Source organism: Pseudomonas sp. NY11955, assembly GCF_048068035.1.
GTDB lineage: Bacteria > Pseudomonadota > Gammaproteobacteria > Pseudomonadales > Pseudomonadaceae > Aquipseudomonas.
The window spans coordinates 281,040-303,279 of record NZ_JBLUPS010000001.1 but is presented as its reverse complement, the minus strand read 5'-3'; the positions used below and the strand labels follow the sequence as shown (position 1 = coordinate 303,279).

General features: G+C 64.1%; 19 protein-coding genes and 1 riboswitch. Of the genes, 13 read left to right on the top strand and 6 right to left on the bottom strand.

What is annotated here, in order from left to right; translation table 11 throughout:
• Positions 1 to 15 precede the first annotated feature (15 nt).
• Positions 16 to 1,437, top strand: coding sequence for a bifunctional D-glycero-beta-D-manno-heptose-7-phosphate kinase/D-glycero-beta-D-manno-heptose 1-phosphate adenylyltransferase HldE (gene hldE / locus ACNFBR_RS01365; protein ID WP_416733370.1), 1,422 nt, complete (start codon positions 16 to 18; stop codon positions 1,435 to 1,437).
• 148 nt (positions 1,438 to 1,585) lie between these two features.
• Here hldE and ACNFBR_RS01360 read toward each other — a convergent pair whose 3' ends face one another.
• From ACNFBR_RS01360 to ACNFBR_RS01345, 4 genes are all read right to left on the bottom strand, one after another.
• The gene (locus ACNFBR_RS01360; protein ID WP_416733369.1) at positions 1,586 to 2,554 is read right to left on the bottom strand and encodes a metal ABC transporter ATPase; all 969 of its coding nucleotides are present in this window, start codon (positions 2,552 to 2,554) and stop codon (positions 1,586 to 1,588) included.
• Positions 2,555 to 2,606: 52 nt separating this feature from the next.
• A complete protein-coding gene (locus ACNFBR_RS01355; RefSeq protein ID WP_416733368.1) occupies positions 2,607 to 3,419 on the bottom strand; it encodes an aldo/keto reductase in 813 nt (270 codons plus the stop codon).
• Positions 3,416 to 4,591, bottom strand: a complete 1,176-nt coding sequence (locus ACNFBR_RS01350) for an NAD(P)/FAD-dependent oxidoreductase (protein WP_416733367.1) — start codon at positions 4,589 to 4,591, stop codon at positions 3,416 to 3,418. Before ACNFBR_RS01350 ends, ACNFBR_RS01355 begins: the two co-directional genes overlap by 4 nt.
• Before the next feature lie 398 nt (positions 4,592 to 4,989).
• Positions 4,990 to 5,322, bottom strand: a complete 333-nt coding sequence (locus tag ACNFBR_RS01345) for a DMT family transporter (protein ID WP_416733366.1) — start codon at positions 5,320 to 5,322, stop codon at positions 4,990 to 4,992.
• An 87-nt stretch (positions 5,323 to 5,409) separates the two neighbouring features.
• Here ACNFBR_RS01345 and ACNFBR_RS01340 point away from each other — a divergent pair, with 87 nt between their 5' ends.
• Complete coding sequence (locus ACNFBR_RS01340; protein WP_416733365.1) at positions 5,410 to 6,300, top strand: LysR family transcriptional regulator; 891 nt, start codon at positions 5,410 to 5,412, stop codon at positions 6,298 to 6,300.
• An 11-nt stretch (positions 6,301 to 6,311) separates the two neighbouring features.
• Positions 6,312 to 7,583: a lipid IV(A) 3-deoxy-D-manno-octulosonic acid transferase gene (gene waaA / locus ACNFBR_RS01335; RefSeq protein WP_416733364.1), complete on the top strand. Its 1,272-nt coding sequence runs from the start codon at positions 6,312 to 6,314 to the stop codon at positions 7,581 to 7,583.
• 90 nt (positions 7,584 to 7,673) lie between these two features.
• On the opposite strand, the gene ACNFBR_RS01330 is transcribed toward waaA, so the two are convergent.
• Complete coding sequence (locus ACNFBR_RS01330) at positions 7,674 to 9,110, bottom strand: TolC family outer membrane protein (RefSeq protein ID WP_416733363.1); 1,437 nt, start codon at positions 9,108 to 9,110, stop codon at positions 7,674 to 7,676.
• Between the two features lie 160 nt (positions 9,111 to 9,270).
• Positions 9,271 to 9,377: riboswitch (TPP riboswitch) on the top strand.
• A gap of 155 nt (positions 9,378 to 9,532) precedes the next feature.
• On the opposite strand from ACNFBR_RS01330, the gene thiC reads away from it, so the two are divergent.
• Positions 9,533 to 11,413: a phosphomethylpyrimidine synthase ThiC gene (thiC, locus tag ACNFBR_RS01325; RefSeq protein ID WP_416733362.1), complete on the top strand. Its 1,881-nt coding sequence runs from the start codon at positions 9,533 to 9,535 to the stop codon at positions 11,411 to 11,413.
• A gap of 144 nt (positions 11,414 to 11,557) precedes the next feature.
• Positions 11,558 to 12,841: a putative hydroxymethylpyrimidine transporter CytX gene (cytX, locus tag ACNFBR_RS01320; protein WP_416733361.1), complete on the top strand. Its 1,284-nt coding sequence runs from the start codon at positions 11,558 to 11,560 to the stop codon at positions 12,839 to 12,841.
• On the opposite strand, the gene ACNFBR_RS01315 is transcribed toward cytX, so the two are convergent.
• The gene (locus tag ACNFBR_RS01315; RefSeq protein ID WP_416733360.1) at positions 12,810 to 13,556 is read right to left on the bottom strand and encodes an RsiV family protein; all 747 of its coding nucleotides are present in this window, start codon (positions 13,554 to 13,556) and stop codon (positions 12,810 to 12,812) included. The two genes, cytX and ACNFBR_RS01315, sit on opposite strands and share 32 nt — an antisense overlap.
• 196 nt (positions 13,557 to 13,752) lie before the next feature.
• Between ACNFBR_RS01315 and ACNFBR_RS01310 the strand changes: the two genes are divergently transcribed.
• From ACNFBR_RS01310 to parC, 8 genes are all read left to right on the top strand, one after another.
• A complete protein-coding gene (locus ACNFBR_RS01310) occupies positions 13,753 to 14,370 on the top strand; it encodes an NUDIX domain-containing protein (RefSeq protein WP_416733359.1) in 618 nt (205 codons plus the stop codon).
• Positions 14,361 to 14,813: a DUF1249 domain-containing protein gene (locus ACNFBR_RS01305; protein ID WP_041166609.1), complete on the top strand. Its 453-nt coding sequence runs from the start codon at positions 14,361 to 14,363 to the stop codon at positions 14,811 to 14,813. The genes ACNFBR_RS01310 and ACNFBR_RS01305 overlap by 10 nt, the downstream gene beginning before the upstream one ends.
• Position 14,814: 1 nt before the next feature.
• A complete protein-coding gene (cpdA, locus tag ACNFBR_RS01300; protein ID WP_416733358.1) occupies positions 14,815 to 15,612 on the top strand; it encodes a 3',5'-cyclic-AMP phosphodiesterase in 798 nt (265 codons plus the stop codon).
• Positions 15,613 to 15,883: 271 nt separating this feature from the next.
• Positions 15,884 to 16,492 carry a YqiA/YcfP family alpha/beta fold hydrolase gene (locus ACNFBR_RS01295; protein ID WP_416733357.1) on the top strand — a complete coding sequence of 203 codons (609 nt, stop codon included), beginning with the start codon at positions 15,884 to 15,886 and terminating at the stop codon, positions 16,490 to 16,492.
• A gap of 35 nt (positions 16,493 to 16,527) precedes the next feature.
• The gene (parE, locus tag ACNFBR_RS01290; protein WP_416733356.1) at positions 16,528 to 18,432 is read left to right on the top strand and encodes a DNA topoisomerase IV subunit B; all 1,905 of its coding nucleotides are present in this window, start codon (positions 16,528 to 16,530) and stop codon (positions 18,430 to 18,432) included.
• Complete coding sequence (locus ACNFBR_RS01285; RefSeq protein WP_416733355.1) at positions 18,429 to 19,415, top strand: esterase-like activity of phytase family protein; 987 nt, start codon at positions 18,429 to 18,431, stop codon at positions 19,413 to 19,415. Before parE ends, ACNFBR_RS01285 begins: the two co-directional genes overlap by 4 nt.
• Positions 19,412 to 19,930, top strand: a complete 519-nt coding sequence (locus ACNFBR_RS01280) for a retropepsin-like aspartic protease family protein (protein ID WP_416733354.1) — start codon at positions 19,412 to 19,414, stop codon at positions 19,928 to 19,930. The genes ACNFBR_RS01285 and ACNFBR_RS01280 overlap by 4 nt, the downstream gene beginning before the upstream one ends.
• A gap of 10 nt (positions 19,931 to 19,940) precedes the next feature.
• Positions 19,941 to 22,199 carry a DNA topoisomerase IV subunit A gene (parC, locus tag ACNFBR_RS01275; protein ID WP_416733353.1) on the top strand — a complete coding sequence of 753 codons (2,259 nt, stop codon included), beginning with the start codon at positions 19,941 to 19,943 and terminating at the stop codon, positions 22,197 to 22,199.
• Positions 22,200 to 22,240 lie beyond the last annotated feature (41 nt).

Here is a 22,240-nt window from a genome sequence, read left to right as displayed (position 1 = left end):
TCATATGGGTTGCCCATGAAGTTGTCCATGCCGCGTTTCGATCAAGCCCCGGTACTGGTGGTCGGCGATGTCATGCTCGACCGCTACTGGCATGGTGGTACTTCGCGTATCTCGCCTGAAGCGCCAGTGCCGGTGGTCAAGGTCGATCAGATCGAGGATCGCCCAGGCGGCGCGGCCAACGTTGCCTTGAACATTGCCGCGCTGGGCGCGCCGGCTTCGCTGATCGGTGTCACCGGCCAGGACGAGGCTGCCGACAGCCTGGCCAACAGCCTGCAGGCTGCCGGTGTTCGTTCGGTTTTCCAGCGCATCGCGCACCAGCCGACCATCGTCAAGCTGCGGGTCATGAGCCGTCACCAGCAGTTGCTGCGTATCGATTTCGAAGAACCGTTCGCCACCGACCCGCTGTCGCTGGCCTCCGAGGTCGACAGCCTGCTCGAAGGCGTCAAGGTGCTGGTGCTGTCCGACTACGGCAAGGGCGCACTGAAAAATCACCAAAGCCTGATCCAGGCGGCGCGGGCCAAAGGCATTCCGGTGCTGGCCGACCCCAAGGGCAAGGATTTTTCCATTTACCGTGGCGCCAGCCTGATCACCCCGAACCTCAGCGAGTTCGAGACCATCGTTGGTCGTTGCGCCGATGAGGCTGAGCTGGTCGCCAAAGGTTTGCAGCTGCTGCAGGACCTGGACCTCGGCGCCTTGCTGGTGACCCGTGGCGAGCACGGCATGACCCTCCTGCGCGTAGGCCAGCCGGCGCTGCACCTGCCGGCGCGGGCACGTGAAGTGTTCGACGTGACCGGTGCCGGTGATACCGTCATTTCCACCCTTGCCGCCGCCATCGCCGCTGGCGAGGACCTGCCCCATGCGGTGGCGCTGGCCAACCTGGCGGCGGGCATCGTGGTCGGCAAGCTGGGTACGGCGGCCATCAGCGCCCCTGAACTGCGCCGGGCCATCCAGCGTGAGGAAGGCTCCGAGCGTGGCGTGCTGGGCCTGGAGCAACTGCTGCTGGCCATCGATGACGCGCGGGCGCACAAAGAGAAGATCGTCTTCACTAACGGCTGCTTCGACATCCTGCATGCCGGGCATGTCACCTACCTGGAACAGGCACGGGCCCAGGGCGATCGCCTGATCGTCGCGGTCAACGACGATGCTTCGGTCAGCCGCCTGAAAGGACCGGGCCGGCCGATCAACAGTGTCGACCGGCGCATGGCCGTACTGGCCGGCTTGGGCGCGGTGGACTGGGTGATCAGCTTCCCAGAAGGCACCCCGGAAAACCTGCTGAGCCAGGTCAAGCCGGATGTGTTGGTCAAGGGCGGCGACTATGGTATCGACCAGGTGGTGGGCGCCGATATCGTCAAGGCCTATGGCGGCACCGTGAAGGTGCTGGGTCTGGTCGAGAACAGCTCGACCACGGCGATTGTCGAGAAGATTCGCAAGAACTGATCGAGCTGCCTTGCTCCATTGTTGAGGCTGCCTCAATACCTGTAGGAGCAGCCTTGTGCTGCGAAGAGGCCGGTAAGGCAAAGTTGCTCTACCGGCCTCTTCGCAGCACAAGGCTGCTCCTACAGGAGCGAGCGCAGGCCCTGGGGCGTTACTTGTGCAGTGAGGTGCGTGCCCGCTCCAGCAGCGCTCGCGCCTTGTCGCCAAAGCGCTGCAGGTGCGACGCCCGCACCGGTTTACTCTCCACCAGCCCCTGCTGCTTCACCCAGTCTTTCCAGCGTACCCGCTCGTCGGTGACCACCCAGCCTTCCTGCCGGGCAAAACTCTCTGCCAGATAAAGCCCGCGGGTACTCGCCGGCACCAGCTCATCCTTCTTCAAGGTATACAGCTCAGCCAGCGGCTGGCCGTCCTTCAGCGGCATCAGGTACAGGTCTGGACGTTTGCGGTTAAGCCGCGCTACCAATTGGCCGCCCTCCAGCCGCTCATCGACGTGGAACAGGCTGAGCTTCTTGGCGTCACGGGGCACCTGCAGGCGCATGTCGTAGATCAGTTGCAGCGAGGCGGTGGGCAAGTGCACATAGGCCCGTGGGCGCTCGAGCAGCATCAGCTTGCCGCAGTGCACGGGCCGGGCGGCACCGGACTCCGGGGCCAGCACGAAGTGTGGCGTTTCGCGGTAGTGCAGGGCGGCGGCGTACGGGACGGGCAGCCAGGTATCGTTGAAGCGCCCGCCCAGCCAGCCTTCCGGGGTTTCCAGCAGGCATTCCTCGGCCACCTCCTGCACCGCCGTGTGCAGCGGCAGGTTCAACTCCTGCGCCGGTACGTAACCGGAAATCAGTTTCAGCACCACATCGCCACGGTCTTGTCGGCGCTGACGCACCAGCACCCAATAATCCCGGTTCTGCCAATGCAGGGTAAGGCGCACCGACACGCCCAGGTTGGCCAGTTCGACCACGAAGCGCTGTACGTCGGGGAGCTGGATGGCCTTGCGCCGCTGCTGGGTCTGGGCAAAGTTCAGCGGCATGCCGATGCTTTGGTAGATCAGGCCTTCGGCCGTGGCCTCGACATGCAGTGGCAGTGTCTTGAAGTTGCTCGGGTTCTTGCGGATCAGCGTTCGCGCCACGAGGCTCCTCCTTGCGTCGGGTCAGTTTCCCGGCCCTTGGGCCAGGGGTGACTCACTGCTGGCCCAGGATACGGGCGACGGTGGCCACGTTGTGGGCCAGGTGCAACGGGTTGATGGTGCCGACGATAGCACTGCTGACACCGGGGTGGGCGAACAGCAGCTCGAAGCTGGCCTGCACCGGGTCAACGCCCGGGGCCAGGCAGATATGCCCGCTGGCCAAGGCCTTCTTTACCAGGATGGCCTTGCCGTGTTCGGCAGCGTAGTCCAGCACCGGGCGTTCTGCCTGCTCGTTGAGGTTGTAGGTGACCATGGCGCAGTCGCCTTGCTCCAGCGCCTTCAGGCCACCGGCGACGGTCTTGCCGGACAGGCCAAAGCCGAGGATCTTGCCTTCCTGCTTGAGCTCGGCCAGGGTCTGGTAGACCTCCTGCTGTTCGAGGATGGCCAGGTCGTTGCCGTCGGAATGCACCAGCACCAGCTCGATACGGTCGGTTTCAAGGCGACGCAGGCTACGCTCCACCGAGCGGCGGGTGTGGGCGGCAGTGAAGTCGAAATGCGAGTGGCCTTGGTCGAATTCTTCACCGACCTTGCTGACGATCACCCATTCATCGCGCTGGCCGCGCAGCAGTGGGCCCAGGCGTTCTTCGCTGCGGCCATAGGCCGGCGCGGTGTCGATCAGGTTGATGCCAAGATCGCGAGCCTGGGCCAGTAGCAGGCGGGCTTCGTCATCGCCGGGGATGGTGAAGCCGGTGGGGTATTTCACACCTTGGTCGCGGCCCAGTTTGACCGTGCCCAGGCCCAGCGGTGAAACCTTGAAGCCGGTGCTGCCCAGCGGGCGATGGAAGTCGTGCAGGGTTGGCAGGCTCATGGCAGCAATTGCTCCCAGGCCGGTACGCCCAGTGGAGGGCGTGGCAGGCCGGCCAGGTCGGTCTGCGCTTGCGGGCGGATGCCGTCGCGCTCCAGGTGACTGATGACCCGGTCGCTGAAGTCCGGTGCCAACGCCAGCTTGGTCGGCCAGCCGACCAGCAGGCGCTGCTGGTCGGCAAGGAAGGCGTTGTCAGGGCGAACCAGGCCGGATTGCGCCGGTTCGGCGCGGTCGACGCGCAGGGTGGCCCAACGCACCAGGCTCTGGTCGACCCATGGCAGCAGGCTGGCGATTTCCTTTTGCGCTGCGGCGATTTGTGCGGCTGGCTCGCGGGCAACGCCATCGGCTTCGGCCAGGTCGCCGCCCAGGTACCAGACCCACTGGCCGTCGGCTGCCGGATGGGTGGTCACCGTAACTCGCGGCTTGGGCCCGCCACCCAGGCAGTGAGCGTAAAGTGGTTTCAGGTTGGCGCCTTTGGCCATGACCATGTGCAGCGGCCGTGTTTGCATGGCCGGTTGGCTCAGGCCCAGGGCATGCAGCAGCTGCTCGGTGCCGGCGCCGGCGCTGAGCACGACGCGTTGGGCCCGGATATCGCGACCGTCAACGCGCAGGCCGACCAACTCGTCGTTTTCGCGCAGCGGCTCGATGTGCTCCCCAGCCAGCAGGCTGTCGCCCGCCAGTTCGGCCAGGTTGGCCAGCAGGCTGGGCACGTCGATGACCAGTTCGGCCAGGCGGTAGACCTTGCCCTTGAAGGCGCGGTCTTGCAGGGCCGGCGGCAGTTGCTCACCTTTCACCTGGTCGACTCGCCCGCGAACGGCCTTGCTGGCGAAGAAGCTGGTGAGGTTGCCGGCCAGGGTGCCTGGCGACCACAGGTAGTGCGCATCGGACAGCAGGCGAGTGCCGCTCAGGTTCAGCTCGCCGCTGCCGCTCAAGGCCTCGCGCCAGCGGCGCGGCATGTCGGCAATGGCTTCCGAGGCGCCGGTCAGGGCACCGTGCAGGGCGTACTTGGTGCCGCCGTGGATGATGCCCTGCGATTTGATGGTTTGTTCGCCGCCAAGGCTGGCGCGTTCCACCAGCACTGTCGAGTAGCCCTGGCGACGCAGGCGGGCATTGAGCCAGAGGCCTGCGACCCCGGCGCCGACGATCAGCACGTCAGTGGAAATGGCAGATGGCATGGCGGTACCTCGAAGACTGGGACAGCTGGCAAGTATACAGGGTCGGGCAGGTGTGGGTTTTGCGAAACAGGTGCATGCCTTAACGTCTTCAGCGCCTTTGAAATCGAGCGCCGCCCGCGCGGCGCATCGCGAGCTGCGCTCGCTCCTACGTTTGTTTTTGGCCAGTAACGCCTGTGACAGGCGCGCGCGACCGCCTTGTTTGTACGACGCGATATCGCGCCATGCGCCAAGGCGTTCGCGCGCAAATCCCCCAGGAACAATTGGCCCGAAACAAACGTAGGAGCGAGCGCAGCTCGCGATGCGCCGCGCGGGCGGCGCTCGATCTACGCAACACCACAAAAATCAAGGCAAGCGCCTAGCCGCCCTAACGCAACCGCCTCTCAGGCACAAGGCAATCATCAGTGCCCGGCAGTCTTGGAGAACAGCTGAATTACCACCACGCCACCCACGATCATGGCCATACCCAGCATCGCCGGCAAATCCAGCTTCTGCCCGTAGATCACCAATGCCGCCACACTGATCAGTACAATCCCCAGCCCCGACCAGATGGCATAGGCGATCCCCACCGGGATGCTGCGCACCACAAGGGTCAGCATCCAGAACGCAATGCCATAGCCCACTACCATCAGCAGCAGTGGCACCGGCGTGCTCAGGCCTTTTACCGCTTTCATCGAGGCGGTGGCGATGACTTCGGCGCAGATGGCAATGGTGAGATAGGTATAGGCATTCATGGCGGGATCCTCCGGTTACTGGTCGGGCATTCTAGACGTTACCTGGATGGGGTAAAGTCATTACCTATCAATAGGGGAGATAGGTTGATGGCCGAGCAGTGGAACCTTGAACAACTGCGTACCTTTCTGCGGGTGGCGGAACTGCGCTCGTTCTCCGCCGTGGCCCGTGAGCAACGCAAGGCCCAGTCGGCGATCAGCAGCGCCATCGCCCTGCTCGAAACCGACCTTGGGGTCACCCTGTTCGAGCGCAGCAGCGGCCGGCAGCCGAAACTGACCGAAAACGGCAGCGCCTTGCTGGAAGATGCCCGCGAATTGCTGCGCCAGTGTGAGCGCCTGGATGGCCGTGCCTTGGCCCTGATGCGCGGGCAGGAGGCCTTGCTACGTGTGGCTCAGGACGAAGCCATGCCCTATCAACCGGTGATCGACAGCCTCGACGAACTGGCCAGCCGCTACCCGTTTCTGGAAGTGCAACTGGCCAGCGGCGCCCAAGGCGATGTGGCACGCAAGCTGGTGGAGCGGCGTGCCGACCTGGGCCTGTTCTTTCACCACGAAAGCATGCCGGCATCGCTGGAGCGTCGTGCCCTGGGCAGTGTGGAAATGGTCACGGTGTGCGCGGTTGGCCACCCACTGGCGGGCGAAGGCCGGGTCACTCGGCAGCAACTGGCGCGCCACCGGCAACTGCTCATCACCCCGCAGCAAAGCGGCTACCCCGGTGGCGAGGCGGTCAGCCCGCAGGTGTGGCGTGCCGACAGCTTCTACGCCATGGCCGAATTGCTCATGCGCGGCCTGGGTTGGGCCTGGCTGCCGCGGCATGTGGTGCAGTACCCAACATACCAGGCATACATGGTCGAACTGGACAGCGAGTGGCGCCCTCCGGCGTTAGTGGCGGAGCTGGCCTGGCGCCGTGATGAGCCGCTGGGCCCGGCCGCGCAGTGGCTGGCCGAGCGCTTTGCAGTGCATCTGCGCGCGATCGGGTAAACTTCGCCGCCATGAACAGAACCCTCTATACCTTGCTGTTTCACCTGGGCCTGCCGCTGGTTGCGCTGCGCCTGTACCTGCGCGCGCGCAAGGCGCCGGCCTATGGCCAACGTATCGGCGAACGCTTTGCCTTCAAGCTGCCGGCCATGCGCCAGGGTGGGATCTGGGTGCATGCGGTGTCGGTGGGCGAAAGCATCGCCGCCGCACCCATGGTGCGGGCCTTGCTCAAGGCCTACCCGGAGTTGCCAATCACGCTGACCTGCATGACGCCGACCGGTTCCGAGCGCATTCGCGCCATGTTCGCCGACGAACCGCGGGTGCAGCATTGCTACCTGCCCTACGACCTGCCATGGGCGGCAGGGCGTTTTCTCGACCATGTGCAGCCGAAGCTGGGCATCATCATGGAAACCGAGCTGTGGCCCAATCACATCCACCAGTGCGCTAGACGCGCAATTCCGGTGGCGCTGGCCAATGCGCGTTTGTCCGAGCGCTCAGCCCGTGGCTACGGGCGCTTTGCCAAGTTGACCCGGCCGATGCTGGCCGAGATGAGCCTGATTGCCGTGCAGACCGAAACCGAGGCGCAGCGCTTCCGTGACCTGGGTGCGCGCCCTGAGTGTGTGCAGGTGACGGGGTCGATCAAGTTCGACCTGAAGATCGATGAGCAACTGCTGCCACGTGCCAGGGCACTGCGTGAGCAGTGGGGGGCCGAACAGCGCCCGGTGTGGATTGCGGCCAGTACCCATGAGGGTGAGGACGCGTTGATTCTGCAGGCGCACCGGCAGTTGTTGCAGGTGCATGGCGATGCCTTGCTGATCCTGGTGCCGCGCCATCCCGAGCGATTCAATGCGGTACATGCGTTGTGCACTGAGCAGTTCGCCACCGTGCGCCGTTCTGCTGGCACGCCGGTCGATGGGCAAACCCGGGTATTGCTGGGCGACACCATGGGCGAACTGCTGTTCCTGTATGCCTTGGCCGACATTGCCTTCGTCGGTGGCAGCCTGGTACCGACCGGTGGGCACAATCCGTTGGAGCCGGCGGCGTTGGCCTTGCCGGTGCTCATGGGGCCGCATGTGTTCAACTTCCTCGAAATCAGCGCGATGCTGCGCGAGGCAGGGGCGTTGCAGCAGGTGGATGATGCCGATGGGCTGGCCGGTGCGGTGCGGCGCCTGGTCGAGCTACCGCAGGATGCCCAGCGCATGGGTGAGGCGGGCAGGGCGGTGATGCGGGCCAATCAGGGGGCGCTGCAGCGCTTGCTCGATGGGCTGGGCGCGCTTATTCGCTGATTTTTGCATCGCCTTCTTCGCGGGCTCGCCCGCTCCCACAGGCTTCGGCTTGTGGGAGCGGGCGAGCCCGCGAAAAATCCAGCACCTAACTCAAGGCCTGCGTTCGAAGTTCTTGGCCGCTGCGGCAGCCAGGTCCGGCGGCAGGAAGTCCTTGTCCGGGTTGTAGTCCGCTTTCAGGTAGCGCTTGAGGTCCTGCAGGTCTTGCGGGCTCAGGGTGCCGGCTGCCTGCTTCAGGCTCAGGTTGTCGAGAATGTAGTCATAGCGGCTGTTGTTGTAGTCGCGTACCGAGGTGTACAGCTGGCGCTGGGCGTCGAGCACGTCGACGATGTTGCGGGTACCGACCTGGTAACCGATTTCGGTGGCTTCCAGTGCGCTCTGGTTGGAGATGATCGACTGCTTGCGCGCCTGTACCTGCTCCACATCGGTGTTCACCGCGCGGTGCAGGTTGCGGGTGTTTTCCACCACCTGGCGGCGCAGGCTTTCGCGCTGCTGCTCGCTCTGGCTCAGGCGCTGGTACGCCTCGCGCACCTGCGAGCTGGTCAGGCCGCCGCTGTAGATCGGGATGTTCAGTTGCAGGCCGATGCTGGTCTGCTCGACATCGCCGCCGTAGCGCGTGATGGGGGCCGGTGCGGGGTTGGTGAAACCGAAGTTGTCGTTGTCACCTTTTTGGTACTTGGCCACGGCGTCGAGGGTCGGCGCATGGCCGGCCTTGCGCTGGCGCAGGGTCTCTTCGGCGGCGGAAACCGCGTAGTTGGTAGCCAGCAGGTTGAGGTTCTGGCGCCCAGCGGTCTCTACCCAGGCCTTGGCGTCGTTGGGTGTCGGCACCTGCACCGGCAGGGTGTGCACCACCCCCTGGATCGAGGTGTATTCGCGGTTGGTCAGGGTCACCAGCGCTTCGAAGGCGTCCTGCACCTGGCGTTCGGCGATGATCCGGTTGGCCCGGGCGGTGTCGTAGCTGGCCTGGGACTGCAGCACGTCGGTCTTGTCGGAAAGGCCGACGTCGAAGCGTTCGTTGGATTGGTCCAGCTGGCGCTTGAAGGCCGCTTCCTCGGCCTTGGTCGCGGCCAGGTTGTCCTGTGCGCGGAGTACGGCGAAGTAGTTCTGCGCGGTTTGCAGGATCAGGTTCTGCTCGGTCGCCGACAGCTCCAGTGCGGCCTGTTCGTTGACCGCTTCGGCAGCTTGCAGCTGGAACCAGCGGTCAGCGCGGAAGATCGGCTGAGCCAGGGTGGCGCTCCAGGTGTTGCCGCTGCGGTTGCTGGTGGTCGATGGCTCGTCCAGCTTGGTGCGCGTGTTCAGCATTTCGGCGCCGGCGGACAGGTTCGGCAGCAACCCGGCACGGGCCTGGGGCACCACCTCTTTGCGGGCGCCGTAATCGGCGCGTGCCGCCGCCAGGTCGGCGTTGTTGTCGACCGCTTCCTGATAGACGCTGACCAGGTCGGTCTTCACTGATTGGGGCACGTCCGCTGCCCAGACCACTCCGTTGGACGCACAAGACACGGCTATCGCCAGTGAGAGTTTGCGCAGCATAGAGGCAATCCTTGTACGAAATTTAATTACTGAACTGTTGAGTATCGCGCGACGGGCCAGTGTAGTGCCATGCGCACCCGGCAACAATCGCTCGGTGTGCCTTTCATCATCCGCGCATTTACCCGCTTGGCTTTGCCGACCACTCCAGTCTAGACTGCGCATGTTCTTGTCGGGGTGCCTTGAAGCAAAGGCTGAGATCGCAGAGGTGCGGATCCCGTTGAACCTGATCAGGTTAGCGCCTGCGTAGGGAACAAGATTGCTCGCCTTCCCGGGGAGCCTCTTGTGCCAGGTCCGGGAATGTCGCAGCTGCATGCAGCTTCAGGCACCCCCATATCCGGCACTGCACTCCAAAGAGGGTGCGTCCGCGCGTTTCAGGTTCACCCCGACATTCCACTGCTAGGAAGCCGTCTGGAGAGCCTGTGATGACCAAACAAGAAAAAGCGATCAACCTCAGCGAATCGGCGCAAGTCGATCAGCAGTCCGTGCAACCGTTCCCGCGTTCGCGCAAAGTCTATGTCGAAGGCTCGCGCCCGGACATCCGCGTCCCCATGCGTGAAATCAGCCTGGATGACACCCCAACCGATTTCGGTGGTGAGTCCAACGCCCCGGTGCTGGTTTATGACACTTCCGGCCCGTACACCGACCCCAACGTAATCATCGATGTGCGCAAAGGCCTGGCCGATGTGCGTTCGGCGTGGATCGAAGCCCGCGGTGACACCGAGCGCCTGGCCGGCCTGAGCTCCGACTTCGGCCAGCAGCGCCTGAACGATGCCGAGCTGGCCAAGCTGCGCTTTGCCCACGTACGCAACCCGCGCCGCGCCAAGGCCGGCGCCAACGTCTCGCAGATGCATTATGCCCGCCAGGGCATCATCACCGCCGAGATGGAGTACGTGGCCATCCGTGAAAACATGAAGCTGCAAGAGGCTCGCGCCGCCGGCCTGCTCAACGAGCAACACGCCGGCCACAGCTTCGGGGCCAACATCCCGAAAGAAATCACCCCCGAATTCGTCCGCCAGGAAATCGCCCGTGGCCGCGCGATCATTCCGGCCAACATCAACCACCCGGAAGTGGAGCCGATGATCATCGGCCGCAATTTCCTGGTTAAGATCAACGGCAACATCGGCAACAGCGCCCTGGGTTCCTCGATCGAGGAAGAAGTGGCCAAGCTGACCTGGGGCATCCGCTGGGGCTCGGACACGGTCATGGACCTGTCCACCGGCAAGCACATCCACGAAACCCGCGAGTGGATCATCCGCAACTCGCCAGTGCCAATCGGTACTGTGCCGATCTACCAGGCCCTGGAAAAGGTCAACGGCGTGGCCGAAGACCTGACCTGGGAGCTGTTCCGCGACACCCTGATCGAGCAGGCCGAGCAGGGCGTGGACTACTTCACTATCCACGCCGGTGTGCTGCTGCGTTATGTGCCGCTGACCGCCAAGCGCGTTACTGGCATCGTCAGCCGTGGTGGCTCGATCATGGCCAAGTGGTGCCTGGCGCACCACAAGGAAAACTTCCTGTACACCCATTTCGACGAAATCTGCGAAATCATGAAGGCCTACGACGTCAGCTTCTCGCTGGGCGATGGCCTGCGCCCTGGCTCGATTGCCGACGCCAACGACGCTGCGCAGTTCGGCGAGCTGGAAACCCTCGGCGAGCTGACCAAGATCGCCTGGAAGCACGACGTGCAGTGCATGATCGAAGGCCCTGGCCACGTGCCGATGCAGTTGATCAAGGAGAACATGGACAAGCAGCTGGAGTGCTGCGACGAGGCGCCGTTCTACACCCTCGGCCCGCTGACCACCGACATTGCCCCCGGCTACGACCACATCACCTCGGGTATTGGCGCGGCGATGATCGGCTGGTTCGGTTGCGCCATGCTCTGCTACGTCACGCCCAAGGAGCACCTGGGCCTGCCGAACAAGGACGACGTCAAGACCGGCATCATCACCTACAAGATTGCCGCGCATGCCGCCGACCTTGCCAAGGGCCACCCGGGCGCACAGATTCGTGACAACGCCTTGTCCAAGGCGCGCTTCGAGTTCCGTTGGGAAGACCAGTTCAACCTGGGCCTGGACCCGGACACCGCCCGTGCCTTCCACGACGAGACGCTGCCGAAGGAGTCGGCCAAGGTCGCGCACTTCTGCTCGATGTGCGGGCCGAAGTTCTGCTCGATGAAGATCACCCAGGAAGTGCGTGAGTACGCCGCCAAGATCGAGGCCGTGGATGTAACGGTCGAAGAAGGCATGCGTGAGCAGGCCGAGCGGTTCCGCCAGGAAGGCAGCCAGCTGTACCACAAAGTCTAAGGGCAACACCCTACCTGTAGGAGCAGCCTTGTGCTGCGAAAGGGCCATGTGTCATTCCATGCTTTAGCCACTGGCCTCTTCGCAGCACAAGGCTGCTCCTGCAGGGGGATGGCGCAAACTCATATTCTTCCGGCGAACATAACAATGACCACCCCCAGCCAGTTTTCCCCCGACCACCCGGTCCCCACCCACCAACGCATCTTCGGCGCCCGCGACCTGTTCTCGCTGTGGTTCTCCCTCGGCATCGGCCTGATGGTGCTGCAGGTCGGCGCCATGCTGGCGCCAGGCCTGGGCCTTGCCGGCGCGGTGCTTGCCATCGCCCTGGGCACCGGTGTCGGTGTGCTGTTGCTGGGCGCCGCCGGGGTGATCGGCAGCGACACCGGCCTGTCCGCCATGGGCACGCTGAAGCTCAGCCTGGGCAGCCACGGCGCCCGTTTGCCGGCGTTGCTCAACCTCCTGCAACTGGTGGGCTGGGGCGCGTTCGAGATCATCGTCATGCGCGATGCTGCCAGCCTATTGGGCGCGCGAGCCTTCGGTGAGGACAGTGCCTGGAACAGCCCGATGCTGTGGACCCTGTGCTTCGGTGCCTTGGCTACCTTGCTGGCAGTGAGCGGGCCATTGGCCTTCGTGCGCAAGGTACTGCGCGCCTGGGGTATCTGGTTGCTGCTGGGTGCTTGCGCCTGGCTCACCTGGAATCTGTTCGCCAAGGCCGACCTGGCTGATCTGTGGAGCCGCGCTGGGGATGGTTCGATGTCCCTTGCGGTGGGCTTCGATATCGTCATCGCCATGCCGCTGTCCTGGTTGCCACTGATCGCCGACTACTCGCGTTTCGCCCGCAACGGCAAGCATGTGTTCGGTGGCACGGTCGTGGGCTATTTCATCGGCAACACCTGGCTGATGAGCCTGGGCGTGGCCTACACCCTGGCTTTCGCCGCCAGTGGCGAAGTCAATGCGCTGCTGCTGGCGCTGGCAGGGGCCGGCATGGGGATCCCGCTGCTGCTGATTCTGCTGGACGAGTCGGAAAAGGCCTTCGCCGACATCCATTCGGCGGCGGTTTCAACCGGTGTGCTGCTGCCGCTGAAAGTCGAGCACCTGGCGTTGGCCATCGGCGTGCTGTGCACCCTGATCGCCCTGCTGGCGCCACTGGCGCAGTACGAAAACTTCCTGCTGCTGATCGGTTCGGTGTTCGCGCCGCTGTTCGGCGTGGTGCTGATGGACCACTACGTGATCCGTCGCCGTCGCCTGCCGGTGCAGGTTGATGGCTTGCACTGGCAGGCGCTGGTGGCCTGGTTTGCGGGTGTGGCGGCGTATCATCTGATTGCCGCCAATGCACCGGAACTGGGCGCTACCCTGCCAGCACTGCTACTGGCAGGTGTACTGCATGGGCTGCTAAGCCTCAGCCGCGGCCGGGAAACAGTTCAGGCTTGAGCACGCCATTCAGGCGTGGGTAGGGGATCTTCAGTTCCACGTGGCCCATGGAATAGGGCGCGATGGCATAGACCTCGTACTTGACCACTACCGCGCCGTACGTCAGGGCGATGTGCGGCGACTGCTTGAACGGCCAGGTTTTGACGAACTCGGCGTCCTTGTCCATGCCCACGCTCATCAGCCAGGCGCGGTGTGACTCCTCGACGGTTTTCCAGAAGGTGTCCTCCTGGCCTGGCACCAGCATGTCCTGCAAGGTCAGCACCTTGTCCAGCTTGCGCGAGTAGTTGATGAAGCCGCGCCCGGGCATGCCGTGGGCGCCACCGCTGTCCAGATAGCTGGACAACTCGATGATCACCAGCCCGTCATGCTGCTCGCGTACCTTGGCTTGCAAGTAGCTGCTGTTACGTTTGTCGGCATTGGCCAGGTATTGCTGTTCGTAGGCCTGCAGGGTGCCTGGCGCGGTGCCATGCTGATTATCTTCGGTCAGTTGCAGCAGGCGCTTTTCGACGATGGCGTCGAGCTTGGGCAGGGCCGGGAAGTGGACCATGTCGATGTTCACCAGCGGGCAGTCGCTCTCGCTGCAGCCGGGTTTGACATGCTCCCAGGCGTCGCGCTTGACCTCGAGCGGGGCCCGGTAGTTGGGCGTGAACAGGCTCTGGCAGGCGCCCAGCGCGAGTGCCAGCACGGCCACGGAAGTCAGTTTGACAAGTGTCATGATGATCCTTGCAGAACAGGGAAAAGTCGGCCTTTGACCGTCTGCGCGGCCTTCAGTTCGCCACTAAGCTAACAGAGTGAAGACCTGCTGTCCCGAGTGTACGAATGGTTGCCGGAAAGGGATGAAACGGGCAGGCGTGCAGAGTAGGATGGCGCGATGCGGTAACCATGCGGTCGATGTAGCAACGAGGATTTTCATGTCAGACACGTTGAGTTCAGTGCCCAAGGCGGTCGAGATCGTCAAGCGAGCCAATTGCTTCCAGGGCTTCTACAAGCTCGACAAGGTGCACCTGCGCCACGAGCTGTTCGCTGGGGGTATGGGGCGCGAGATCAGCCGTGAACTGTTCGTGCGCCACGATGCAGTGTGTGTGCTGCCGTACGACCCGTTGCGCGATGAGGTGGTGCTGATCGAGCAATTCCGCGTCGGAGCCTTGGGCAAGGCCGATAACCCCTGGCTGATCGAGATGGTGGCCGGGTTGATCGACAAGGATGAACAGCCCGAGGAGGTCGCCCACCGTGAAGCCGAAGAAGAGGCGGGCCTGACGTTCAGTGCACTGTGGCCGATTACCCGTTACTTCCCGTCGCCTGGCGGCAGTGATGAATACGTTCACCTGTTCCTTGGCCGCTGCAGCAGCGAGGGGGCGGGCGGCCTGCATGGCCTGGAAGAAGAGGGCGAGGATATTCGCGTGCGCGTGTGGTCGTTCGAGGATGCCTTGCAGGCGGTGCGCGACGGGCGCATCTGCAACGCGGCGACCATCATTGGCCTGCAATGGCTGGCGCTGAACCGTGACGAAGTACGAGGTATGTGGAAGTGAACCTGCTGCGCGAGCGCTATCGAGTCGACCTGGTTGGGCTGCAGGCAGCCTGCGAGGCCAACTACGCCCGGCTGATGCGCCTGTTGCCTGACATGCGCACCACCCAGAGCTCGCGCCGCATCGGCATGACCCAGGGCGACCAGATGCTCGGTGTGCTGGTGCTCGACGTGGTGCTGGCCTGCCCATACACCACCACGTTGCACGTACGCCAGGAACACAGCCTGCCGTGGTTGCCCGTGCCGCACCTGGAGGTGCAGGTGTACCACGATGCACGCATGGCCGAAGTGGTCAGCGCCGAACACACCCGGCGCCTGCGCAGCATCTACCCGTATCCGAACGCGGCCATGCACCAGCCGGACGAAAAGGCCCAGCTCAACCTGTTCCTCGGTGAATGGCTCAGCCACTGCCTGGCCTGCGGCCACGAACTGGCGAGCGTTCGCTGACATGCAGACAGACCAGACGCGTCCTGTACATGTGGTGCAACTGACCGACGCCCATCTTTTCGCCGACCCGACCGGCAGCATGCTGGGCCTCAACACCCGTGACAGCCTGCGCCATGTGGTAGCCCAGGTGCGTCGGGAGCAACCGCTTGTCGACTTGCTGTTGTGCACGGGCGATCTGTCTCAGGACGCCAGTGCCGCCTCTTATGAGGCGTTCCGTGCACTGACTGCGCCGTTTGCCGCGCCCACCCGCTGGCTGCCGGGTAACCATGACGAGGCCCAGGTGATGGCGCAAGTGGCGCCGGAACTGGTGCAGGCGGTGACCGATATCGGCGCGTGGCGTGTGATCATGCTCAACACCGCTGTGCACGGTGCTACCCACGGGTTTCTGCAGAACGACCAGCTGGCCGTGCTGGACGCTGCCTTGAAAGAAGCCGGCGAGCGGCATTGCCTGGTGTGTTTCCACCATCAGCCGGTGGACATCGGCTGCGCCTGGATTGCGCCGATCGGCTTGCGCAATGCCCAGGCGCTGTTCGATATCGTCGAGGGTTATCCACAGGTGCGGGCTTTGCTGTGGGGGCATGTGCACCAGGAATGGGATGAAGTACGCGATGGCCGGCGCCTGTTGGCGACGCCTTCGACCTGTATTCAGTTCGCGGCACGCAGCGAAGACTTCAAGGTGAGTGAAGAGCATCCGGGTTACCGCTGGTTGCGCCTGCATGCCGACGGGCGGCTGGAGACCGGGGTGGAGCGGGCGCTGGATTTCATCGTTGAGCTCGACTTCGACAGCCCAGGGTATTGAAGCGGGGGTAACTGCAGGCACATCCCCCTGTAGGAGCAGCCTTGTGCTGCGAAGAGGCCAGCACAGCCCCTGCATTTCTACCGGATTTACCGGCCTCTTCGCAGCGCAAGGCTGCTCCTACCAAGGCCGTGCATGCCAAGGGATCGATGCTGGCAATTTGAAGAAATTGTTGCGAATTAACCCATGCTGCGTCAAAACCCGGCGAACGCGCTACACTGCGCGTCCCTGCGCCCGCATCATCAGGCGCGAAGCCACAGATTCCGGGGGCAGCATGTCGGGTTCCATCCTCTATATCCATGGCTTCAACAGCTCGCCGCTTTCCACCAAGGCGCGCCAACTCGAAGCAGTCATGCAGCAGCTCGGCCTGGCCGACCAGCTGCGTGTGCCGGCCTTGCACCACCACCCGCGTCAGGCCATCGCCCAGCTCGAAGCGGCTATCGCCGAGCTCGGTGCGCCATTGCTGGTGGGCAGTTCGCTCGGCGGCTACTATGCCACCCATCTGGCCGAGCGCCATGGACTCAAGGCCCTGCTGGTCAACCCGGCGGTAACCCCACACAAGCATTTCGACGGTTACCTGGGTACCCAGCGCAACCACTACAGCGGTGAAACCTGGGAGCTGACCCACGATCACGTGCAGGCCCTGGCCGAGCTTGAAGTGCCGGCCCCGGTAGATGCCAGCCGCTATCAAGTGTGGCTGCAGACCGCCGATGAAACCCTGGACTATCGCCACGCCGAGCGCTATTACCGTGCTTGTGCCCTGCGTATCCAGGCCGGTGGCGACCACAGCTTCCAGGGCTTCGCCGAGCGCCTGCCGGCACTGCTGGCCTTCGCTGGCATTGCCCGTGGGCAGTATGCGGCGCTCGATTTTTCTGTATTTTGACTTTTTTGCACTCACCAGACTGACGACGAGACCCTATGGCCAATCCCAGCGCTAGCGCCTATAACGCAGACGCCATCGAAGTCCTCTCGGGCCTTGACCCGGTCCGCAAGCGGCCGGGCATGTACACCGATACCAGCCGCCCCAACCACCTGGCCCAGGAAGTCATCGACAACAGTGTCGACGAAGCCTTGGCCGGCCACGCGCGTTCGGTGCAGGTCATCCTGCATGCCGACCACTCGCTGGAAGTCAGCGACGACGGCCGTGGCATGCCGGTGGACATCCACCCGGAAGAAGGCGTGTCCGGGGTCGAGCTGATCCTCACCAAGCTGCACGCCGGCGGCAAGTTCTCCAACAAGAACTACCAGTTCTCTGGCGGCCTGCATGGCGTGGGCATTTCGGTGGTCAACGCCCTGTCGACCCAGGTGCGTGTGCGCGTCAAGCGTGACGGCAACGAATACCAGATGACCTTCGCCGACGGCTTCAAAGCCAGCGAGCTGGAAGTGGTCGGCTCGGTCGGCAAGCGCAACACCGGCACCAGCGTGTACTTCAGCCCCGACCCGAAATACTTCGATTCGCCCAAGTTCTCCATCAGCCGCCTCAAGCATGTGCTCAAGGCCAAGGCTGTGCTGTGCCCGGGGCTGTTGGTCAGCTTCGAGGACAAGGCCAGTGGCGAAAAGGTCGAATGGCACTACGAGGATGGCCTGCGTTCCTATCTGGTTGACTCGGTCAACGAGTTCCAGCGCCTGCCCGACGAGCCGTTCTGCGGCAGCCTGGCCGGGAACAAGGAGGCTGTGGACTGGGCCTTGCTGTGGCTGCCCGAGGGTGGCGACAGCATCCAGGAAAGCTACGTCAACCTGATCCCCACCGCCCAGGGCGGTACCCACGTCAACGGCCTGCGCCAAGGCCTGCTGGACGCCATGCGCGAGTTCTGCGAGTTCCGCAACCTGCTGCCGCGCGGGGTGAAGCTGGCGCCGGAAGACGTCTGGGAACGCATTACCTTCGTGCTGTCGATGAAGATGCAGGACCCGCAGTTCTCCGGGCAGACCAAGGAGCGCCTGTCGTCACGCGAGGCGGCTGCGTTCGTCTCCGGTGTGGTCAAGGATGCTTTCAGCCTGTGGCTCAACGCCCACCCAGAGTTGGGCATGCAACTGGCGGAGCTGGCCATCAGCAATGCCGGGCGCCGCCTCAAGGCCAGCAAGAAGGTCGAGCGCAAGCGCATCACCCAGGGCCCGGCATTGCCTGGCAAGCTGGCCGATTGCGCAGGCCAGGATCCGATGCGTGCCGAACTGTTCCTGGTCGAAGGTGACTCGGCAGGTGGCTCGGCCAAGCAGGCGCGGGACAAAGAGTTCCAGGCCATCCTGCCGCTGCGCGGCAAGATCCTCAACACCTGGGAAGTGGACGGTGGCGAGGTCCTGGCCAGCCAGGAAGTGCATAACATTGCCGTGGCCATTGGCGTCGACCCGGGTGCCACGGACCTGGCGCAGCTGCGCTACGGCAAGATCTGCATTCTTGCCGACGCCGACTCCGACGGCCTGCACATCGCCACCTTGCTGTGCGCGCTGTTCGTCCAGCACTTCCGCGCGTTGGTCGAGGCCGGGCATGTGTACGTGGCCATGCCGCCGCTGTACCGCATCGACCTGGGCAAGGAAATCTACTACGCCCTCGACGAAGCCGAGCGTGACGGCATCCTCGACCGCCTGGTGGCCGAGAAGAAACGTGGCAAGCCGCAGGTCACCCGCTTCAAGGGCCTGGGCGAGATGAACCCGCCGCAGTTGCGCGAAACCACCATGGACCCGAACACCCGGCGCCTGGTGCAACTGACCCTGGACGACGTGGAGGCCACCCGCGAGCTGATGGACAAGCTGCTGGCCAAGAAGCGTGCCGGTGACCGCAAGAGCTGGTTGGAAACCAAGGGCAACCTGGCCGAGGTCATGGTTTGATTCGGCAAGTACTTGCCGTTTGCCTTGCGCTGGTTGCCCTGCCTTGCCTGGCGGGCAACTGGCCAGAGCTGAAGCTGAGTGCCGAGCACCCGATCGAAGGCATGCGCGGTGGCAACCTGTCTGGCCTGGCGCAATGCCGGGGCGGGCTGTGGGGCGTTTCCGATCGCGACGACGACCGTATCTACCGCTTCGACCAGCAGAACACCACCTGGCGCGCCCAACCGCTTACCTTCACCCCGCCATCGCCGCCGGAAAGCGGCCTGCCGTGGGGGTTGAGGTCGCGTAACTGGGCAGCGTCGTACATTCGCGGTGGCGAGCTGGATTTCGAAGGCATCACCTGTGACCAGGCGGGCAACCTGTATTTGGTCAGCGAAGCCCATGCCGCGGTGCTGCAACTACCGCTGGAAGGCGAGCCGGACTGGTTGAAGATCGACCCGGCCATGGTGCGCCAGGCGCGGGCCAGTGGCATGCTGCTGAACTTCAATGCCCTGTTCGAAGGGCTGGCGATCAACCCGGCGGGTGACCGCCTGTGGCTGGCCGCCGAGCGTGAACGCCGTGGCCTGGTGGCCATCGAGCGCCAGCAATCGGTATGGACCTGCGGGCGCAGTTGCGTACTGCTGAGCGAGGCCGGGGTCGAGATGCAGCCGGCGCAAATGCCCGATGCCAGGGCCCTGTCGCGCGACTTCGCCGACCTGACCTGGTTCGAGGGCAAACTGTTTACCCTTGAACGCAACGCCTACCGGGTGTGCCGGCGTGATGCCGACACCGGTAAAGTCGAGCGTTGCTGGTCTTTCGCTGCCGATGCGCTGGTCGAGTCACGCCGCTACGCGCAGCCGTTTGGCCTGGCCGAAGCCCTGGTGATCGATGCCAAGGGTGCCTGGATCGGCCTGGACAACAACAACGGCGCCCGTGCCGATGGCGAAACCCGCCCGATCGTCTGGCGCTTCGACGCGCCCGAAGGCGGCTGGAGCGCCAAGCCATGAGCCAGGCGCCGGGCAAGCGCGCGGGCAGGGTGCTGATGATCGTCGCCTGGGCGGCGGCGCTGTTCCTTGCCACGCGCTTTTTCGGCCAGTGGGAAGACAACCAGCGCAACCCCAACAGCCAGGTGCAATCCGAGCATGGCGAAGGCTTTATCGAAGTGCGCTTGCTGAGTAACGGCCAAGGCCACTTCGTGGTGGATGGTGCGATCAACGGCCAGGTGGTGCATTTCATGCTCGACACCGGTGCCACCGACGTGGCGATCCCGGAGGCGTTGGCGCGTGATCTGAGCCTGGAGCGCGGCAGCCCCGTGCTGCTCAGCACCGCCAATGGCCGTACCGAGGGCTACCGCACGCGCCTGGCCAGCCTGCAACTGGGCGATATCCGCCTGCGGGACGTACGCGCCATCGTGGTGCCGGGCCTGGATGGGCCCACCGTATTGCTGGGCATGAGTGCCCTGCAACAACTTGAATTTACCCAGCGCGGCGGCACCATGCTGTTGCGCCAGAACCTGAAATGACGAGGCCCGCATGAGCGACTCACTGGAACTCAGCCTGGACGGCGTCGAACGCCGCTCGCTGGCTGACTTCACCGAACAGGCCTACCTCAACTACTCCATGTACGTGATCATGGACCGTGCCTTGCCGCATATCGGCGACGGCCTGAAGCCGGTGCAGCGACGTATCGTCTACGCCATGAGCGAGTTGGGGCTCGATGCCGATTCCAAGCACAAGAAGTCGGCGCGTACCGTCGGTGACGTGCTCGGTAAGTTCCACCCCCACGGCGATTCGGCCTGCTACGAGGCCATGGTGCTGATGGCACAGCCGTTCAGCTACCGCTACACCCTGGTCGACGGCCAGGGCAACTGGGGTGCGCCGGACGATCCGAAGTCGTTCGCCGCCATGCGTTACACCGAGGCGCGGCTGTCGCGCTACGCCGAAGTGCTGCTTAGCGAAGTCGGCCAGGGCACCGTGGACTGGGTGCCGAACTTCGACGGCACCTTGCAGGAGCCGGCCGTGCTGCCGGCGCGCCTGCCCAACATCCTGCTCAACGGTACCACCGGTATCGCCGTGGGCATGGCCACCGACGTGCCGCCGCACAACCTGCGTGAAGTGGCCAGCGCTTGTGTGCGCCTGCTCGACGAGCCCAAGGCCACCATCGAGCAGCTGTGTGAGCATATCCAGGGGCCGGACTACCCGACCGAGGCCGAAATCGTCACGCCACGGGCCGAAATCCTCAAGATGTACGAAAGTGGCCGTGGTTCGATCCGCATGCGCGCCGTGTACCGCATCGAGGATGGCGACATCGTCGTCACCGCGCTGCCGCACCAGGTCTCCGGGGCCAAGGTGCTGGAGCAGATCGCGGCGCAGATGCAGGCCAAGAAATTGCCGATGGTCGCCGACTTGCGCGACGAGTCGGACCACGAGAACCCGTGCCGCATCGTCATCATTCCGCGTTCCAACCGCGTGGATGCCGACGAGCTGATGCAGCACTTGTTTGCCACCACCGACCTGGAAAGCACCTACCGGGTCAACGTGAACATCATCGGCCTCGATGGCCGGCCGCAGTTGAAAAACCTGCGAGCCCTGTTGGTGGAGTGGCTGGAGTTCCGCACCAATACCGTTCGTCGCCGATTGCAGCACCGTCTGGACAAGGTCGAGAAGCGCTTGCACCTGTTGGACGGTTTGCTCACCGCCTTCCTCAACCTGGATGAAGTGATCCACATCATCCGCACCGAGGAACACCCCAAGCAGGCCCTTATTGCCCGCTTCGACCTCACCGAGATCCAGGCCGACTACATTCTCGAGACCCGCCTGCGGCAGCTGGCGCGCCTGGAAGAGATGAAGATTCGTGGCGAGCAGGATGAGTTGCTGAAAGAGCAAGCCAAGCTGCAGGCCCTGCTGGGTAGCGAGGCCAAGCTGCGCAAGCTGGTGCGCAGCGAGCTGATCAAGGATGCCGAAACCTATGGCGACGATCGCCGCTCGCCAATTGTAGAGCGCAGCGAAGCCAAGGCCCTGTCGGAAAACGAACTGATGCCGACCGAGCCCGTCACCGTGGTGCTGTCGGAGAAGGGCTGGGTGCGCTGCGCCAAGGGCCACGACATCGACGCCACCGGCCTTTCCTACAAGGCCGGCGACGGTTTCAAGGCCGCCGCGGCCGGGCGTTCCAACCAGTTTGCCGTACTGGTCGATTCCACCGGGCGCAGCTATTCGCTGCCCGCTCACAGCCTGCCATCGGCGCGTGGTCAGGGCGAGCCGCTGACAGGCCGCCTGACGCCGCCACCGGGGGCCACGTTCGAATGCGTGCTGCTGCCTGATGACGATGCGCTGTATGTGGTGGCCTCGGATGCCGGTTACGGCTTCGTGGTCAAAGGTGAAGACCTGCAGGCCAAGAACAAGGCCGGCAAGGGCTTGCTCAGCCTGCCCAATGGCGCCAAGGTCATGACCCCGCGCCCGGTGGCCGATCGCGAGCAGGACTGGCTGGCGGCGGTGACCACCGAAGGCCGCCTGCTGGTGTTCAAGGTCAGCGACTTGCCACAGCTGGGTAAAGGCAAGGGCAACAAGATTATTGGCGTGCCGGGCGACCGGGTGGCCAGCCGTGAAGAATTTGTCACCGATCTGGCGGTGATTCCAGAAGGCGCGACCCTTGTATTGCAGGCCGGCAAGCGTACCCTGTCTCTGAAGGCGGACGACCTGGAGCATTACAAGGGCGAGCGTGGACGGCGCGGCAGCAAGCTGCCACGCGGCTTCCAGCGCGTCGATGGGTTGCAGGTGGAAGTGCCGGCGTAACGGCCAGAAATGTCTGGAACGGCAATTTCAGCGCCGTTCCG

Coding starts and splice junctions, on each gene's coding strand:
- hldE (WP_416733370.1), top strand. CDS start 16: ATGAAGTTGTCCATGCCGCGTTTCGATCAAGCCCCGGTACTGGTGGTC.
- ACNFBR_RS01355 (WP_416733368.1), bottom strand. CDS start 3,419: ATGAGCCTGCCAACCCTGCACGACTTCCATCGCCCGCTGGGCAGCACC.
- ACNFBR_RS01350 (WP_416733367.1), bottom strand. CDS start 4,591: ATGCCATCTGCCATTTCCACTGACGTGCTGATCGTCGGCGCCGGGGTC.
- ACNFBR_RS01345 (WP_416733366.1), bottom strand. CDS start 5,322: ATGAATGCCTATACCTATCTCACCATTGCCATCTGCGCCGAAGTCATC.
- ACNFBR_RS01340 (WP_416733365.1), top strand. CDS start 5,410: ATGGCCGAGCAGTGGAACCTTGAACAACTGCGTACCTTTCTGCGGGTG.
- waaA (WP_416733364.1), top strand. CDS start 6,312: ATGAACAGAACCCTCTATACCTTGCTGTTTCACCTGGGCCTGCCGCTG.
- ACNFBR_RS01330 (WP_416733363.1), bottom strand. CDS start 9,110: ATGCTGCGCAAACTCTCACTGGCGATAGCCGTGTCTTGTGCGTCCAAC.
- thiC (WP_416733362.1), top strand. CDS start 9,533: ATGACCAAACAAGAAAAAGCGATCAACCTCAGCGAATCGGCGCAAGTC.
- cytX (WP_416733361.1), top strand. CDS start 11,558: ATGACCACCCCCAGCCAGTTTTCCCCCGACCACCCGGTCCCCACCCAC.
- ACNFBR_RS01315 (WP_416733360.1), bottom strand. CDS start 13,556: ATGACACTTGTCAAACTGACTTCCGTGGCCGTGCTGGCACTCGCGCTG.
- ACNFBR_RS01310 (WP_416733359.1), top strand. CDS start 13,753: ATGTCAGACACGTTGAGTTCAGTGCCCAAGGCGGTCGAGATCGTCAAG.
- cpdA (WP_416733358.1), top strand. CDS start 14,815: ATGCAGACAGACCAGACGCGTCCTGTACATGTGGTGCAACTGACCGAC.
- ACNFBR_RS01295 (WP_416733357.1), top strand. CDS start 15,884: ATGTCGGGTTCCATCCTCTATATCCATGGCTTCAACAGCTCGCCGCTT.
- parE (WP_416733356.1), top strand. CDS start 16,528: ATGGCCAATCCCAGCGCTAGCGCCTATAACGCAGACGCCATCGAAGTC.
- ACNFBR_RS01280 (WP_416733354.1), top strand. CDS start 19,412: ATGAGCCAGGCGCCGGGCAAGCGCGCGGGCAGGGTGCTGATGATCGTC.
- parC (WP_416733353.1), top strand. CDS start 19,941: ATGAGCGACTCACTGGAACTCAGCCTGGACGGCGTCGAACGCCGCTCG.